Annotated in this window: 14 protein-coding genes; 10 read left to right on the forward strand and 4 right to left on the reverse strand. The window is 67.7% G+C overall.

Going from position 1 to position 14,936, the window contains the following annotated elements:
• Nucleotides 1-7 precede the first annotated feature (7 nt).
• On the reverse strand, nt 8-1,150 hold the full coding sequence (locus ACZ9C1_RS08255) for a MexC family multidrug efflux RND transporter periplasmic adaptor subunit (RefSeq protein WP_476253858.1): 1,143 nt from the start codon (nt 1,148-1,150) through the stop codon (nt 8-10).
• A gap of 180 nt (nt 1,151-1,330) precedes the next feature.
• On the opposite strand from ACZ9C1_RS08255, the gene ACZ9C1_RS08260 reads away from it, so the two are divergent.
• The 3 genes from ACZ9C1_RS08260 (at nt 1,331) to ACZ9C1_RS08270 (ending at nt 4,829) form a co-directional block, all read left to right on the forward strand.
• Nucleotides 1,331-2,866, forward strand: a complete 1,536-nt coding sequence (locus tag ACZ9C1_RS08260; RefSeq protein WP_476253859.1) for an FAD-dependent oxidoreductase — start codon at nt 1,331-1,333, stop codon at nt 2,864-2,866.
• 109 nt (nt 2,867-2,975) lie between these two features.
• Nucleotides 2,976-3,983 carry an aldo/keto reductase gene (locus ACZ9C1_RS08265; RefSeq protein WP_258600518.1) on the forward strand — a complete coding sequence of 336 codons (1,008 nt, stop codon included), beginning with the start codon at nt 2,976-2,978 and terminating at the stop codon, nt 3,981-3,983.
• Between the two features lie 213 nt (nt 3,984-4,196).
• The gene (locus ACZ9C1_RS08270) at nt 4,197-4,829 is read left to right on the forward strand and encodes a LysE family translocator (RefSeq protein WP_102682838.1); all 633 of its coding nucleotides are present in this window, start codon (nt 4,197-4,199) and stop codon (nt 4,827-4,829) included.
• A 3-nt stretch (nt 4,830-4,832) separates the two neighbouring features.
• Here the strand turns inward: ACZ9C1_RS08270 and ACZ9C1_RS08275 are convergent, their stop codons facing one another.
• The gene (locus ACZ9C1_RS08275) at nt 4,833-6,020 is read right to left on the reverse strand and encodes an MFS transporter (RefSeq protein WP_476253860.1); all 1,188 of its coding nucleotides are present in this window, start codon (nt 6,018-6,020) and stop codon (nt 4,833-4,835) included.
• A 111-nt stretch (nt 6,021-6,131) separates the two neighbouring features.
• Between ACZ9C1_RS08275 and ACZ9C1_RS08280 the strand changes: the two genes are divergently transcribed.
• The gene (locus tag ACZ9C1_RS08280) at nt 6,132-7,052 is read left to right on the forward strand and encodes a LysR family transcriptional regulator (protein WP_476253861.1); all 921 of its coding nucleotides are present in this window, start codon (nt 6,132-6,134) and stop codon (nt 7,050-7,052) included.
• A gap of 26 nt (nt 7,053-7,078) precedes the next feature.
• Here ACZ9C1_RS08280 and nfsB read toward each other — a convergent pair whose 3' ends face one another.
• Entirely contained in the window at nt 7,079-7,732 is a 654-nt protein-coding gene (nfsB, locus tag ACZ9C1_RS08285) for an oxygen-insensitive NAD(P)H nitroreductase (RefSeq protein WP_476253862.1), read from the reverse strand.
• Nucleotides 7,733-7,835: 103 nt separating this feature from the next.
• Here nfsB and ACZ9C1_RS08290 point away from each other — a divergent pair, with 103 nt between their 5' ends.
• The 4 genes from ACZ9C1_RS08290 to ACZ9C1_RS08305 all read left to right on the forward strand — a co-directional run bounded on the left by ACZ9C1_RS08290 (nt 7,836) and on the right by ACZ9C1_RS08305 (nt 10,947).
• The gene (locus ACZ9C1_RS08290; protein ID WP_430944338.1) at nt 7,836-8,756 is read left to right on the forward strand and encodes a LysR family transcriptional regulator; all 921 of its coding nucleotides are present in this window, start codon (nt 7,836-7,838) and stop codon (nt 8,754-8,756) included.
• 34 nt (nt 8,757-8,790) lie between these two features.
• Complete coding sequence (locus ACZ9C1_RS08295) at nt 8,791-9,405, forward strand: LysE family translocator (RefSeq protein ID WP_102682843.1); 615 nt, start codon at nt 8,791-8,793, stop codon at nt 9,403-9,405.
• Between the two features lie 77 nt (nt 9,406-9,482).
• The gene (locus ACZ9C1_RS08300; protein ID WP_102682844.1) at nt 9,483-10,313 is read left to right on the forward strand and encodes an AraC family transcriptional regulator; all 831 of its coding nucleotides are present in this window, start codon (nt 9,483-9,485) and stop codon (nt 10,311-10,313) included.
• A 49-nt stretch (nt 10,314-10,362) separates the two neighbouring features.
• Nucleotides 10,363-10,947 carry a LysE family translocator gene (locus ACZ9C1_RS08305; RefSeq protein ID WP_102682845.1) on the forward strand — a complete coding sequence of 195 codons (585 nt, stop codon included), beginning with the start codon at nt 10,363-10,365 and terminating at the stop codon, nt 10,945-10,947.
• A 7-nt stretch (nt 10,948-10,954) separates the two neighbouring features.
• On the opposite strand, the gene ACZ9C1_RS08310 is transcribed toward ACZ9C1_RS08305, so the two are convergent.
• Entirely contained in the window at nt 10,955-11,848 is an 894-nt protein-coding gene (locus ACZ9C1_RS08310) for an EamA family transporter (protein WP_139670325.1), read from the reverse strand.
• Nucleotides 11,849-12,108: 260 nt separating this feature from the next.
• Between ACZ9C1_RS08310 and ACZ9C1_RS08315 the strand changes: the two genes are divergently transcribed.
• Together ACZ9C1_RS08315 and ACZ9C1_RS08320 are read left to right on the forward strand one after the other, a co-directional pair.
• Entirely contained in the window at nt 12,109-13,506 is a 1,398-nt protein-coding gene (locus tag ACZ9C1_RS08315; protein WP_457377839.1) for a purine-cytosine permease family protein, read from the forward strand.
• A gap of 122 nt (nt 13,507-13,628) precedes the next feature.
• Nucleotides 13,629-14,936 carry a substrate-binding domain-containing protein gene (locus ACZ9C1_RS08320; RefSeq protein ID WP_476253863.1) on the forward strand — a complete coding sequence of 436 codons (1,308 nt, stop codon included), beginning with the start codon at nt 13,629-13,631 and terminating at the stop codon, nt 14,934-14,936.

Raw genomic sequence — 14,936 nt, forward strand, 5'->3', positions numbered from 1 at the left:
CCTCGCCTTAGTGTGCCGCGGCCTGTTGCGCCTGGGCCGGCTGCACCGACATGCCAGGCGCAAGGCCGGCCGGGCCGCCGACGATGACCTGGTCACCAGCGCGCAGGCCCTCGGTGATCTGCCAGCGCGAGCCGTGCATCCCGCCGGTGCGCACGCTGCGCGCCTCGGCCAGGTTGCCGTTGCCGACCACCAGCACCCGCGCCTCGCCATCGCTGCCGCGCTGCACCGCGCGCTGCGGCACCAGGATGGCCTGCTGGTCGATACCCTGCGGGGTGCGCACGCGCACGTACATGCCCGGCAGCAGGATGCCGTCAGCATTGTCGAAGCGACCGCGCAAGGTGACCTGGCCGGTGCCACGGTCGACCGCCACGTCGGTGAACATCAGCGCGCCCTGGCGCTGGTAGTCGGTGCCTTCCACCTGGGCGGTCAGCGCCTTGTCGTCGCCACCACCGAGCGTGCCTTCCTTGAGGGCCTGACGCAGACGCAGGGCTTCGGCGGCGGACTGGGTGAAGTCGACGTAGATCGGATCGAGCTGCTGGATGCGCGCCATCAAGGTGGCGTCGCCCTGCCCGACCAGGGCGCCTTCGGTGGCCAGGGCGCGGCCGACGCGGCCGGAGATCGGCGCGGTGACCGTGGCATAGCCCAGGTTCAGGCGCGCGGTCTGCACGTCGGCCTGGGCCGAGCGCACGGCCGCCTGGGCGCTGCGCAGCTCGGCGCTGGCGGTGTCGAAGTCCTGCTGGCTGACCGCCTCGATCTTGACCAGCGGCTCATAGCGCTTGACCCGTGCCTGGGCCTCCTGCTGCACCGCCTGGGCCCGCGCAAGGTCGGCCTCGACACGCGCCAGGGCAGCCTTGAACGGTGCCGGGTCGATCTGGAACAGCACATCGCCGGCCTTGACGTCGGCGCCTTCCTCGAAACGTTTGTGCAGGATAATGCCGGCCACCCGGGCACGCACCTCGGCCACCCGCATCGGTTCGACCCGGCCCGGCAAGGTCGAGGTAAGGGCCAACTGTTCGCTGGCCAGCGTCACGGTCTCCACCGGAAATGCCGTTTCAGTCACGGCCTGCTGTTCTTCAGCCACTCCGCAACCGGCCAGCGCTACCGCCACTGCCAGCCAGCTGACCATCCCTATTGCACGCAAATTGCTCATGAACTCACCCGAGCCGTTAGCTAAAATTGGCGCGAATGGTACTTGTACATTGATTTTGAGTCAATTTAGTCTCATTTGAAGTTTTTGTGAAATGTTGTAATCACCCTTCCGATCGTCGGCTGAGCGCAGCCTGGGCCCATGGCAGGCGTCAAATGAACACTACCTGCTGAGGAGATCCCCATGACCTTCCATGCCGTGGCCAGCCTCGACCTGCTCGAAGAACACCGTCCCCTGCGCGTCCAGGCCGGCACCGAAGACATCGTCCTGGTGCGCCAGGGCGAGCGGGTGCGTGCCTACCAGGCCAACTGCCCGCATGAGGGCGCGCCACTGGAACAAGGCGCGGTCTGTGGGGGGTTGCTGATCTGCCCATGGCACAAGGCCGCCTTCGCCGTGGATGAGGGCGCGGTGTGCGAGCCCCCGGCGCTGGCCGGTCTGCGCCGTCATGCCGTGCAGGTCAGGAACGGCCAGCTATGGGTGGACGACCAGCCACTGCCCGAGGCCGAAGCGCCGCGCCACCGCGACACGCGCACCTTCGTCGTGGTGGGTGCCGGCGCCGCCGGGGCGGCCGCCATCGCCACCTTGCTCGACCATGGCTTTGCCGGGCGCCTGCTGTGGATCGACCAGGAACAGCCGAACGCCTACGATCGCACCGCGCTGAGCAAGTTCGTCATCGCCGGGCAGATGCCGGTGGACGAAGTAGCCTCATTGCTCGCCCCAGTCGACCTGCGCCGAGGCCAGCTGCGGCGCATGCACGGCAAGGTACGCGCGCTGGATGCCGGCAAGCGCGTGATCAGCCTGGCCGACGGCCAGCAGTTGAAGTACGACGCCGCCCTGCTGGCCACCGGCGGCAAGCCCTACCGCCCCCAGCTCCCCGGCGTGCAACTGCCCGGCATCTGCGTACTGCGCTCGCGCACCGATGCCGCGCAGCTGCTCGACCTGGCCGAGCCGGGCCAGCCGGTGGTGATCATCGGCGACGGTTTCATCGGCCTGGAGGCCGCCAGCGCCCTGTGCAAGTACGGCCTGCAGGTGCATGTGGTCACGCGTCACGCCATCCCGCTGGCCCGGCAGTTGGGCGAGCGCGTCGGCCAGACCCTGCGCGAGCTGCATGAGCGCAAGGGTGTGCAGTTCCACGGGCCGACCGAGGTGATCGGCTTCGAGGGCCGCGAGCGCGTCGAGGCCGTGCTGCTGGCCAATGGCGAGCGCCTGGAGACCGCGCTGGTGCTGCTGGGTACCGGCGTCACCCCGGCCACCCGCTTCGTCCAGGGCCTGCCCCTGGCCGAAGACCATTCGCTCACGGTGGACGCGCACCTGCAGGCCGCCGACGGCCTGTGGGCGGCGGGCGATATCGCCACTTTCCCCCTGGCTGGCCGCCCGGTGCGCATCGAGCACTGGCGCCTGGCCCAGCAGCATGGCGTGATCGCCGCCGCCAACATGCTCGGCGAACGGCGCCGCTACGACGACGTGCCGTTTTTCTGGACCTACCAGCACGGGCGCACCTACGAGGTGCTCGGGCATGCCGCGGGTTGGAACCGGATCGAGTACGTCGGCACGCCGGAGCAAGGCGACTTCGTTGCCCTGCAATGCCTGGACGACCAGGTCGAGGCAGTGATTGCCAAGGGCTATTCACGGGCCATGGCGGTGCTGTCGCAGCGCCTGAAGCGGCCGCTGTCGAGCCGCGAGGCGCGTGAGTTGATCGATGCCTGGGCGGAAGGATGAGCCTCGCGCCAGCGCCTTGAAACGGTGCCTGGCCTGCGCTTTCAATGCAGGGAGGAACTGTGTAAAAGAGGGAAACCCCTCTCGTGGCATCAGAAAAGGATTATCTGTAATGATCTACCGCCCTCTCGGCCATTCTGGCCTGCAAGTCTCGGCCCTCACCCTCGGCAGCATGATGTTCGGCGAACAGACCAGCACCGAAGACTCGCTGCGCATCATCGACAAGGCCTGGGACCAGGGCATCAACTTCGTCGACACCGCCGATGTCTACAATGGCGGCCGCTCCGAGGAAATCGTCGGCGAGGCGGTGGCGCGCAACCGTCACGAGTGGATCATCGCCTCCAAGGCCGGCTATGGCCCGGTCGATGGCCTGCCGAACCGCAGCGGCCTGTCGCGCAAACACCTGTTCAATGCCATCGAGGCCACCCTCACGCGCATGGGCACCGACTACCTGGACATCTACTACCTGCACCGCGAGGACCATTCGGTACCGCTGGAAGAAACCGTGCGCGCCATCGGCGACCTGCTGGCGCAAGGCAAGATCCGCTACTGGGGCGTGTCCAACTTCCGCGGCTGGCGCATCGCCGAGATCTGCAACGTGGCGCAAAGGCTCGGCGTGGCCAAGCCGGTGGTCAGCCAGCCGCTGTACAACATCGTCAACCGCCAGGCCGAGCCCGAACAACTCACCGCCGCCGCCTACCATGGCCTGGGTGTGGTGCCGTTCAGCCCGCTGGCCCGTGGCGTGCTCAGCGGCAAGTACGCGCCAGGCTCCACTCCCGACGAAGGCAGCCGTGCCGGCCGCCAGGACAAGCGCATCATGGAAGTGGAATGGCGCCAGGAATCGCTGGCTATCGCCCAGAAGATCCATGCCTATACCGAGGCCAAGGGCGTGGGCATCGTCGAATTCGCCATCGCCTGGGTGCTGAACAACCGCCTGGTCAGCTCGGCCATCGTCGGGCCGCGCACCGAGGCGCAGTGGGACACCTATGCCGGTGCGCTGGAGGTCAAGGTCACGGCGGAGGACGAGGCCTTCATCGATTCGCTGGTGACGCCCGGCCATGCCTCGACGCCCGGTTTCAACGATGTCGCCCACTTCGTCAGCGGGCGCCTGGCGCGCTGACACCTGCTCCAGGGCGTGGAGTGAGGCGTGGGAGCGGGCTTGCCCCGCGATGAAGGTTGCGCAATGCCTGGCACCCGCTACGCGGGTGTTCGCGGAGCAACCCGCTCCCACGTTGTCCCCTGCAGATCGACAGTTCATGTGTTCGCAAGCCCAATGGCGGTCCGCGCCGATTACTGGCATTGTGTGTCTTTACCAGCGCAAAGGACGCGCTCCATGGCCCTGCACCTCTGGTTGACGTTCTCCTTCGCCTACCTGCTCACCTCGCTGCTGCCCGGCCCGAATGTCCTGCTCACCGTGCGCAATGCCTTGCGCTATGGCCCTTCCGGCATGAGCATGACCCTGTTCGGCAACCTCACCGCGCAACTGCTGACGATCACCGCCGTGGCCATGGGCGTGGGTGCCCTGCTGATCTCGTTGCCCACGGCGTTCCTGGTGCTGAAGCTGGCCGGCGCCGCTTACCTGATCTACCTCGGCCTGCGCCAGTTGCTGGGTAAAGGCGCCCCCACCGCGTCGACGGCGCAGGTGGTCGCGACGCCGCCCCAGACGCAATGGCGGATCGCCGTGGAAGCCTTCCTGGTCTCGGCGAGCAACCCCAAGACTCTGGTATTTTTCTGCGCCTTCCTGCCGCAGTTCCTCGAGCCTGGGCGGCCAATCTTCGGCCAGTTCGCGGCCATGTACCTGAGCGGCTCGCTGATCGTCTGCCTGGTGCACTCCTTCTACTGCTTCACGGCCTGGCGCTTCGGCCTGCGCCTGAAGGCTTCGCCCCTGGCGGCCTGGTTCAAGCGCGCCAGCGGCGCGCTGTTCATCGGCCTGGGCGTGCGTCTGCTCAACACCCGGGCGGTGTAGGCCTCACTCGCTCGCCAGCATGGCCAGGGTGGCGATCATCGCCAGTGCAGCGAACCCACACGCCACGTAGCCCAGGGCGCTCAGGCCCAGGACCTGGATCACCGCGCCGCCCAACGCCGCACCGGCGGCGATACCGGCATTGGCCGCCGACACGTTCAAGGTCCCGGCCAGGGCCTGGGCCTTGGCGCCGGCCTGCATCACCCGCACCTGACAGACCGGGAACAGCGCCGTGTAGGCGATGCCCCATAGCACCAGCGCGCCTCCCAGCAGCCATGCAGTGCCGAGCAACGGGGTGACCGCGCCCATGCCCAACGCCAGCATCGCCAACAGCAGCAGGGTCGCCCGCAACGGGCTGCGATCGACGATGCGCCCGGCCAGGCCGTTGCCGAGCATGCCGACCACGCCGAAGCCCATCAGCCACCAGCCCACTTCGCCGGCCGGCACGGCGGCCAGCTGTTCGAGGGTCTCGGCCAGGTAGGTGTAGGCAGTGAACATGGCGGTGAACACCAGCGCCGAGAGCAGCACATGGGCGATGAAGCGGCGGTCCTTGAGGATCACCGTCTGCCGCTCCCCCGGCGCACGGGCGGGTGCCGCCGGCACGCTCGGCAGCCACGCCCACATCAACAGCGCCACCAGCAGGCACAGTCCGGCGAGCAACGCGAAACTGCCACGCCAGCCGACCAGCCCGGCGGCCAGCGTGCCCAATGGAATGCCGAAGACAAATGCCGCAGTGATGCCCAGGTACACCCGTGACACCGCCCAGCCCTCCCGCCCCGCCCCGGCCAATTGCCCGGCGCTTTCGCTGGCGGTGCCCCAATACACCGGCAAGGCCAACGCGGCGATGAAGCGTGCCAATGCCAGCACCCAGATGTTTGGCGCCAGCGCCGACAGCGCGTTGGACGCAGCGAACACCAGCAGGATGGCGATGAACAGTCCCTTGCGCGGCATTGCCGACAGCCAGGCGGTAAGCGGCGGCCCGAACAGCATCACGGTCACGGCGAACAGCGTGACCAACTGGCCCGCGCCCGCCACCGACAGGCCAAGGTCACGGGCCAGCGCCGGCAGGAGGCCGAGGATCAGAAATTCGGTGGTCAATACCGCAAAGCCGCCGATGGCGAACAGGCCGATGGACAACCCCGTACGCGGCCCTGGGCGCGTGAGGGTGGCGTGGGTCAGGCTGGAAGTGGGCATCGGCTGCGATCCTTGGTGAATGGCAGGCCAGCTTAATCTGGAAGTATGTTCCGATTACTGGTAGTTATTCCTTTATCAAGTGAATCAGATTCATTAATAAAAGGCCTCGCCATGTCTGCCTCGGAACGCCTCAAGGACATCGACTTCTTCGTCAGCGTGGCCAACGCTGGCAGCTTCATCGCCGCCGCCGAACGCATGAGCCTCACCAGTTCCGCCGTGAGCAAGGGCGTCGCGCGCCTGGAGAAACGCCTGCAGGTGCGCCTGTTCGAACGCACCACCCGGCGCCTGGCCCTGACCGACAGCGGCGCCGACTACTACCGCGCCTGCACGCGCGTGCTGGCGGACATCGAGGAAGCCGAGCTGGCCCTCAACGATGAACACCAGACGCCCTGCGGCAAGCTGCGCATCGACCTGCCAGCCACCTTCGGCCGTCTGCACGGCCTCCCCGCCGTACTGGACTTCGCCGCGCGGCATCCACGGCTGCAACCGCACATCACCCTCTCCGATCGGTTCGTCGACCTGATCGAGGACGCCATCGACATCGTCGTGCGCATCGGCGGACCGCAGACCTGGCAGCCAGGCATCGAGCACCGTTACCTGGGCAGCCAGCGCCTGGTGTTTTGCGCCGCCCCCGCCTACCTGGCCCGCCACGGCACACCCCGCGACCTGCAGCAACTGCAGGCCCAGGGCTGCGTGCTCTATGCCTGCGCAGACGGCAGCACGCCGGCCCTGCACTTTGCCGGCGCCCGCCCGGGCCTGACGCAGCTGCGCGGCATGCCCGGGCGCCTGGCCATCGGCGATGCCGAAGGCCAGGCGCTGGCTGTCAGCGCCGGGCACGGCATCGCCCAGTTGCCAACCTGGCTGGTCCAGCGTCAGCTGGATGCTGGGACGTTGCAGCAAGTATTGCCGGCGTACGCCATGGAAGGATTGCCGATCAACCTGGCCTGGCGCCGCAACCGCGGGCACCTGCCCAAGGTCAGCGCGATGGTCCAGGCCCTGGCCGAGCGCCTGGGGCCGCTGATCCAGGGCTGACCCAAGTCAAGCGCCACTGCCGATACTCACAGGAAGGTAAATACCTGCCCCGCCGCCAAGCGCGACTTGCTCAGCCCGGCATTGAAATCCTCCTCGCTGCGATAGCCCAGGCTGAGCAGCACCACGCTGGTGTAGCCCTGCTCGCGCAGGCCAAGTTCGGCATCCAAAGCTTTGGCGTCGAAGCCTTCGATCGGCGTGGCGTCCAGGCCGTGGGCGGCAGCGCCCAGTAGCGCGGTGCCCAGGGCCAGGTAGACCTGCTTCTCCATCCAGTGCTGCAGGTCCTTGAAGTCATGGCGGTGCAGGTCGACATAACCGCGGCGGGTCTGGTCCTGGACTTCGCGGGCCTGTTCGTTGCGGAAGCGGCCATCGGCGGCTTCCTGCCCCAGCACGGCCTGCAGGTGGGCTTCGGTCATGTTGGTGCGGGCGGCGAACACGATCACATGCGAGGCGTCACGGATTTTCGGGCTGTTGTAGACGAATCGCGCATCGGTGGCCTTGGCCAGGCGCGCCTTGCCTTCGGCGCTGTCGGCCACGACGAAGTGCCAGGGCTGCGAATTGACCGAGGACGGGCTGTGGCGCAACTGCTCGAGCAGCGCGTCGATGGTGGCCTGGGGGATTTTGCGGTTGGCGTCGTAGGCCTTGGTGGTGTAACGGCGTTTGGCGAGGGCAACGGTGTCCATCTACGGCAATTCCTCAAGGGTTCGTGAATGAATGGCATCTTATCTTCCCGACCGCAAAGAAAAACCAGCACAATGCAGCAACACTTTCATCCCTGGAGTGAAAATGCTGCGCATCAATGATCTCGAACTGTTCGCCCGTGCCAGCGCCCTGGGCAGCTTCACCGCCGCAGCCCACGAGGCCGACCTGCTGCCCGGCCAGGTGGCCGCGGCGATCAAGCGCCTGGAGCGCGAGCTCGATGTGCGCCTATTCGCCCGCACCACCCGCAGCCTGCGCCTGACCGCCGAAGGCGAGCTGTACCTGCCCACCGCCCAGCGCGTGATCGATGCCCTGCGCCAGGGCCGCGAGGACCTGCATGGCAGCCACAGCTGCCTGCGCGGCGTGTTGCAGGTGGCGGCGCCCTCGGACATGGGCCGCAACCTGCTGCGGCCCTGGCTCAGTGCATTTCGCCGCGAGCATCCGGGGTTGGGCCTGCGCTTCTTCCTCTCCGACCAGTTGGCCGACCTGTACCGCGACCCGGTGGATGTCGCCATCCGCTACGGCCAGAACGAGGACGCCAACTACATCGCCCTGCCCCTGGCGCCGTGGAACCGCCGGGTGCTGGCGGCCTCTCCGGACTACCTGACGCGCCATGGCCGCCCGCTGACCCCCGAGGACCTGCAGCAACACGACTGCCTGCTGTACCTGCAGCAAAGCCGGGTGTACGACAAATGGCGCCTGGGCAACCGCACCGTGCAGGTGCGCGGGCCGCTGTTCAGTGACGATGCCGACGTGGTGCGGCGCTGGGCGCTGGAAGGTGAAGGTATCGTCTACAAGTCGTGGCTGGATGTCAGCGCCGATGTCGCCGCCGGCGAGCTGGAGCTGCTGCTGCCCGAGTACCCCGGCGAGCTGACCCCGGTGACCCTGGTGTGCCCGCACCGCAAGCAGCTCACCCCCGCCGTGGCCCAGTTGCACCTTTGGCTGCGCGAGCGTTTCGCCGCGCTGCGCCCGGACGACATGTTGCAGCCGTTGTCGCCGGGCGTATAGTGCATCCACCCCCGACCGCAAGGAGCTGTCATTCATGCCGAGCCTGGAATTTCTCGTCACCGCGCTGATCATCGTGCTGATCCCCGGCAGCGGGGTCATCCTCACCGTGTCGAGCGCCCTGGTGGCCGGGCGACGGGCCTGCCTGTGGACCGCCACCGGTTGCACCCTGGGCATCGTCCCGCACCTGCTGGCGTCGGTACTGGGCCTCTCCGCCTTGCTGCACACCAGTGCCCTGGCCTTCCAGGGCCTCAAGTTCGCCGGCGTCGCCTACCTGCTGTACCTGGCCTATGCCACCTGGCGCGACCGTGCGGCCTTCGCCGTGGACGCGCACGCCACCCCCGCCGCCGCCAGCCAACTGGTGATCAAAGCCTGCCTGCTGAATATCCTCAACCCCAAGCTGACGCTGTTCTTCCTCGCCTTCCTGCCACAGTTCATCACCCCGCAGGCCGGCTCCGCGACCGTGCAGATGCTCAGCCTCAGCGCGGTGTTCATGGCCATGACCTTCATCGTCTTCGTGATCTATGGCCTGCTCGCCCACCTGTTCCGCCGCGCCGTGATCGACTCGCCGAGAGTGCAAGCCTGGTTGCGCCGCGGCTTCGCCGCCTCATTCGCCGGGCTAGGCCTCAACCTGGCACTGGCGCAGCGCTGAAGGCTGCACAATCGTTCTAAACACCCGGGTCGTTTGTGCGTTAAGGTCATCCATCGACCACCCACACGGCCCGCCCCATGAGCAACTGGATCGACCTCAGACAGGACGCCGACACCGGCATCGAGTCGGTCCGCGCCCATTTCACCGGCCACGCCTACGACCCGCACTGGCACGACAGCTTCCTGGTCGGGGTGACCGAACAGGGCGTGCAGCAGTTCAACTGCCGCCGCGAGCGCCATTGCAGCACGCCCGGCCAGGTGTTCGTGCTTGAGCCTGGCGACCTGCACGACGGCCATGCACCGACCGTGGAAGGCTTCACCTATTCGACCCTGTACCTGGACGCCAACTGGCTGGAAACCGAGCTGCGCGCCCTGTTCGAGCACGCGCCCTCAGGCGCCCTGCCCAGCTTCGGCACCCTGCTGCACCAGGATCCGCGCCTTGCCGGCGCCACCGCCCGGGCCTTCGAGACGGTGCACTACAACGACCTGCGCATTGTCCGCCAGACCGCCCTGGACGATCTGCTGAGCGGCCTCACCGGCCACCTGCACTGGCGCAAACGCCTGGACCCCGATCCACGCCTGCCGCTGTGCGCCCACGTCGCCCGCGATTATCTGCACGCGCACCTCGACCAGGACATCGGACTGGTCGAGCTGGCAAAGGTCTGCGGCATCGACCGCTTCCGCCTGACCCGCGCGTTCAAGGCAGCCTTCGGCCTGGCGCCGCATGCCTACCTGATCCAGCTGCGCCTGGCCCGCGCGCGGCGGCTGCTAGCCTTGGGCGAAACGCCAGCCAGCGTCGCCACTGCCCTGGGCTTTGCCGACCAGAGCCACCTGGGCCGCTGGTTCCGCCGCGCCTACCGGCTGACCCCGGCGGACTACCGCAAGCGCTGCTCAAACCTTCCAGACTGAAGCCGCGCAGGACGCGACCATGGTGCTTCGATCACACGGAGCCCTGACCATGTCGCACTCGCTGTTGCCTTTCATCCTGTTTGCCCTGGCCGCCAGCATCAGCCCCGGGCCGACCAACCTGTTGATCCTCGCCCACGGTGCCCGGCGCGGGCTACGCGCCAGCCTGGCACCGATCGTGGCGGCCTGCTGCGCGGCGGCGGCGGTGGTGTGGCTGGTGGGAATGGGGCTGGGCGCGTTGCTGCTGCGCTACCCCCTGGCGCAGATGGCCATGAGCTGGGCCGGCGCCCTGTGGCTGAGCTGGCTGGCCTGGAAGATGCTGCGCAGTGCCGGCGCCCCCTTGCTGGCGGGTAGCGACGGCGGCCTTGGCCCATTGAGCGCGGCGACCCTGCAGGTGGTCAACCCCAAGGTATGGGTGACGGCGGTGGCGATGGTCGGCCTGTTCGCCACCCCAGCACTGCCGATGGGCTGGCTGGCCCTGGTGTTCCTGCTGGTCGCCCTGCCCAGCATGACCGCCTGGGCTTTGATGGGCATCGGCAGCGCACGCTGGTTGCGCTCGTCGCGGGCCTTGCGCCTGTTCAACCAGGGTCTGGCGGGGTTGCTGCTGGTGTCGGCCTGGTCGGCCTTGCTGGTATGAGCGCCGCTCAGGTGCGCCCGGGGCTGGCGGTGCGCAGGCGCATTCCCAGGCGCGGCCCGAACACGTTGATCAACAGGCCCAGCATCACCAGCAGCGCCCCCCAGCCTTGTGCCTCGCTCAAGCGCTCGCCCAGCAGCAGCGCCGCGGAGCTCAGGCCCACCACCGGCACCAGCAGCGAGAACGGCGCCACCTTGCCTGCCGGGTGGCGCGACAACAGTTTGCTCCACAGGCTGTAGCCGACCATGGTGGCGACGAACGCCAGGTACGCCAGGGCCAGCACCGAACTCCAGCCGATGTTGGCCAGGGCATGGCCAATGCGCTCGGGGCCTTCCAGCCACCACGACAGCAGCAGAAACGGCAGCGGCGGAATCAGCCCGCCCCAGATCACCAGGGCGACCAGGTCCACCTGGCCGAAACGCCGGGTGATGATGTTGCCCATGCCCCACATGGCGCCGCCGCACAGGGTCAGCAGCAGCGCGACCAGCGGCACGTGGCCGCTGTCCTCGCTGCCGATCACCGCCAGGCCGCTGGCAGCCACCAGCAGGCCGAGCACGCTGGCCAGGCGCAGCCGCTCGCCGAGAAACATGGCGGCGAAGCCCAGGGTGAAGAACGCCTGGGACTGCAGCACCAGCGAGGCCAGCCCAGGCGGCATGCCACTGGCCATGGCCTGGAAGAGGAAGGCGAACTGGCCCAGGGAAATGGTCGCGCCATAGGCGATCAGCCAGCGCCACGGCAGGTTCGGGCGCTTGATCAGGAACACCGCCGGGAAGGCCACCAGCAGGAAACGCAGCGCCCCGAGCAGCATCGGCGGCAGGCCGTCGAGCCCCACCTTGATGACCACGAAGTTGACGCCCCAGGCGATGATCACCACCAGGGCGATCAGCAGGTCCTTGAGTGGCATTGCAGGCATTCCTTCTTCAGGCTTGTTGTAGACATATTTGGTTACAGCATACGGGCATCACGCCGCCGCGGACCAGCACAGTTGCGTACCAGCCTTGTGTAACAGTCGGCTGTGATGGCCGGCAAAAGCCTAGGCGTACCTTGGCAAGCTTCACTTGACCAGACTTGTATATACATGCTCATATCGGGCTTCGGCCATCCGCCCTGCGTCCCGCCGATAGCCGCCGCCTTTCACAAAAACAACGAAGCGGAGCCTCCCCGATGTCCAGCAAACCCGTGATCGAGCGCCGCTCGATCGACTACATCCCCGAGTCTGAGCGCCATGGACGCGTCTACAGCCAATTCACCCTGTGGCTGGGAGCCAACCTGCAGATTACCGCGATCGTCACCGGCGCCCTGGCCGTGGTGCTGGGCGGCGACGTGTTCTGGTCGTTGATCGGCCTTTTGCTCGGGCAACTGGTCGGCGGCGCGGTGATGGCCCTGCATGCCGCCCAGGGTCCGCGCCTGGGGCTGCCACAGATGATTTCCAGCCGCGTGCAGTTCGGCGTGTACGGCGCGGCCATCCCCATGGCCCTGGTGTGCCTGATGTACCTGGGCTTTACCGCCACCGGCACGGTGCTGTCCGGCCAGGCCATCGGCCAGTTGCTGAGCATCAGCGACAGCGCCGGCATCCTCATCTTCGCCGGGGTGATCGTGCTGGCAACCCTGGCCGGCTACCGGGTGATCCACTGGATCGGCCGGGTGGCCAGCGTGCTGGGGATCATCGCCTTCGTCTACCTGTTCAGCCGCATCCTGATGCTGGCCGATATCGGCCAGTTGCTCGACAACCGCCACTTCAGCTGGGCCAGCTTCCTGCTCGCGGTGTCGCTGGCCGCCTCCTGGCAGATCGCCTTCGGCCCTTACGTGGCCGACTATTCGCGCTACCTGCCCAGCCACACTTCGCCGCTCAAGACCTTCCTCGCCGCCGGCCTGGGCTCGGTGCTCGGCGCCCAGGCCTCGATGATCCTCGGCGTGTTCGCCGCGGCCATCGCCGGTGGCCAGTTCTCCGGCCGCGAGGTGGCCTATATCGTCGGCCTGGGTGGTGCCGGCACCACGGCGGCGCTGCTGTACTTCAGCATCGCCTTCGGCAAGGTGACCATCTCGACCCTCAACAGCTACGGCAGCTTCATGTGCATCGCCACGATCATCAGCGGGTTCCGTGGCCACCTGCAGATCAGCCGCGTGCAGCGCCTGGTGTTCGTGCTCGGCATCGTCGGCGCGGCGACCCTGGTGGCACTGCTCGGGCAACATTCGTTCCTCAGCGCGTTCAAGTCGTTCATCCTGTTCCTGCTGACCTTCTTCGTGCCCTGGAGCGCGGTGAACCTGGTGGACTACTACTTCATCACCAAGGAGCGCTATGACATTCCGGCACTGGCCGACCCGGATGGCCGCTACGGGCGCTGGAACTGGCCAGGCATCGGCGTGTACACCTTCGGCGTGCTGGTGCAGATGCCGTTCATCGACACCAAGCTGTACACCGGACCCATGGTCGCGCACCTGGGCGGCGTGGACGTGTCGTGGCTGATCGGCCTGGTGGTGCCCAGCGTGCTGTACTACTGCGTGGCGCGCCGTCGGGCGGCCGAGGCGCCGGCGAGCATCATCGTGCCTGAAGCACGCTGAGCCTGGTCGCGGGTACAGATCCCGCAGCAGCGCGCTTGGCTGCTGCGGGAGCCAGATCTGTCATTTTTCGGTCAAACAACTGTCGTAATCTGCGGTGCAACTCTGTGCCACAGGTCTTCGGCATGCCTCGCCTGCTCCCCCTATTGCTGTGCCTGCTTGCCGGCCTGGCCTGCGCCGCGCCGGCGCAACTGCGCATCCAGGGCTCCAACACCATCGGCGCCACGCTTGGCCCAGCCTTGGTGCGGGGCCTGTTGCAAGCGCAAGGCGCGAGCGCCATCGAGCGCCAGCCTGGTGCCTCCGCCAACGAGACCACGCTTCACGCTGTCGATCGCAACGGCCTGCCCCTGCGTGTCGACATCGCCGCCCACGGCACCAGCACGGGCTTCGCCGCACTGGCCCGCGGCGAAGCGGACCTGGCCGCAGCCTCGCGACCGATCAGTGACAGCGAGGTGCAACAGTTGCAGGCCCTGGGCAACCTGCGCGGCGCGGGCTCGGAGCAGGTCATCGCCCTGGATGGCGTGGCGGTGATCACCCACCCGGACAACCCCCTCGCGCAACTGACCACCGGGCAATTGGCGCAGGTGTTTTCCGGGCGGTTGCAGCGCTGGGAGCAGCTGGGCGTGCCCGGCGGGGCGATCCACCTGTATGCCCGCGACGACCACTCCGGCACCTTCGAGACCTTCAAGGCCCTGGTGCTTGCCCCGCACAACCAGGCGCTGGCCACCCAGGCGCGTCGCTTCGAATCCGCCGATGCGCTGGCCGCCCAGGTCATGGCCGACCGCCAGGCCATCGGCTTCAGCGGCCTGGGCACGGTCCACCAGGCCAAGGTGCTGGCGGTGGCCGAGGGTGACGCGCCTGCCCTGCTCCCCAGCCGCGCCTTGGTGGCCAGCGAAGACTACCCGCTGTCGCGGCGCCTGTTCTTTTACCTGCCCGCCCACGCCACGCCCCAGGCCAGGGCCCTGGCAGAGTTCGCCCAAAGCCCCGCCGGACAGGCGATCGTCGCCGACCAGGGGTTCGTCTCCCAGCAGATCAAGTCACAGCCGGTACCGGCCCAGGCCGACATGCCGCCGCGCTACCGGGCACTGGCCAGCGAAGCGCAACGCCTGAGCGTCAACTTCCGCTTCCAGGAAGGCAGCGCCAGCCTCGACAACAAGGCCCTGCGCGATGTGCAACGGGTCAGCGACTACCTGCGCCAGGCTGGCAAGCTGCAGGGCAAGGTGGTGCTGGTGGGTTTCGGCGACCCCAAGGAGACACCAGGACGCGCCGCCCTGCTGTCGCGGCTGAGGGCCATGGCGGTACGTCGCGAATTGGCCCGGACCGGGGTCCAGGCCAGGGACGTGACGGGGATGGGCGACGAACTGCCGGTAGCCGGTAACGATCTGCAACAGGGGCGCCTGCGCAATCGTCGCGTCGAAGTCTGGGTGTACTGA

The organism is Pseudomonas sp. TE21435 (assembly GCF_056279265.1).

Excerpts from the sequence above, each read along its gene's own strand:
- ACZ9C1_RS08300 (WP_102682844.1), top strand. The coding sequence starts at position 9,483 with ATGAGCAACTGGATCGACCTCAGACAGGACGCCGACACCGGCATCGAG.
- ACZ9C1_RS08265 (WP_258600518.1), top strand. The coding sequence starts at position 2,976 with ATGATCTACCGCCCTCTCGGCCATTCTGGCCTGCAAGTCTCGGCCCTC.
- ACZ9C1_RS08315 (WP_457377839.1), top strand. The coding sequence starts at position 12,109 with ATGTCCAGCAAACCCGTGATCGAGCGCCGCTCGATCGACTACATCCCC.
- ACZ9C1_RS08270 (WP_102682838.1), top strand. The coding sequence starts at position 4,197 with ATGGCCCTGCACCTCTGGTTGACGTTCTCCTTCGCCTACCTGCTCACC.
- ACZ9C1_RS08275 (WP_476253860.1), bottom strand. The coding sequence starts at position 6,020 with ATGCCCACTTCCAGCCTGACCCACGCCACCCTCACGCGCCCAGGGCCG.
- ACZ9C1_RS08280 (WP_476253861.1), top strand. The coding sequence starts at position 6,132 with ATGTCTGCCTCGGAACGCCTCAAGGACATCGACTTCTTCGTCAGCGTG.
- ACZ9C1_RS08255 (WP_476253858.1), bottom strand. The coding sequence starts at position 1,150 with ATGAGCAATTTGCGTGCAATAGGGATGGTCAGCTGGCTGGCAGTGGCG.
- ACZ9C1_RS08310 (WP_139670325.1), bottom strand. The coding sequence starts at position 11,848 with ATGCCACTCAAGGACCTGCTGATCGCCCTGGTGGTGATCATCGCCTGG.
- ACZ9C1_RS08295 (WP_102682843.1), top strand. The coding sequence starts at position 8,791 with ATGCCGAGCCTGGAATTTCTCGTCACCGCGCTGATCATCGTGCTGATC.
- ACZ9C1_RS08320 (WP_476253863.1), top strand. The coding sequence starts at position 13,629 with ATGCCTCGCCTGCTCCCCCTATTGCTGTGCCTGCTTGCCGGCCTGGCC.
- nfsB (WP_476253862.1), bottom strand. The coding sequence starts at position 7,732 with ATGGACACCGTTGCCCTCGCCAAACGCCGTTACACCACCAAGGCCTAC.
- ACZ9C1_RS08305 (WP_102682845.1), top strand. The coding sequence starts at position 10,363 with ATGTCGCACTCGCTGTTGCCTTTCATCCTGTTTGCCCTGGCCGCCAGC.
- ACZ9C1_RS08260 (WP_476253859.1), top strand. The coding sequence starts at position 1,331 with ATGACCTTCCATGCCGTGGCCAGCCTCGACCTGCTCGAAGAACACCGT.
- ACZ9C1_RS08290 (WP_430944338.1), top strand. The coding sequence starts at position 7,836 with ATGCTGCGCATCAATGATCTCGAACTGTTCGCCCGTGCCAGCGCCCTG.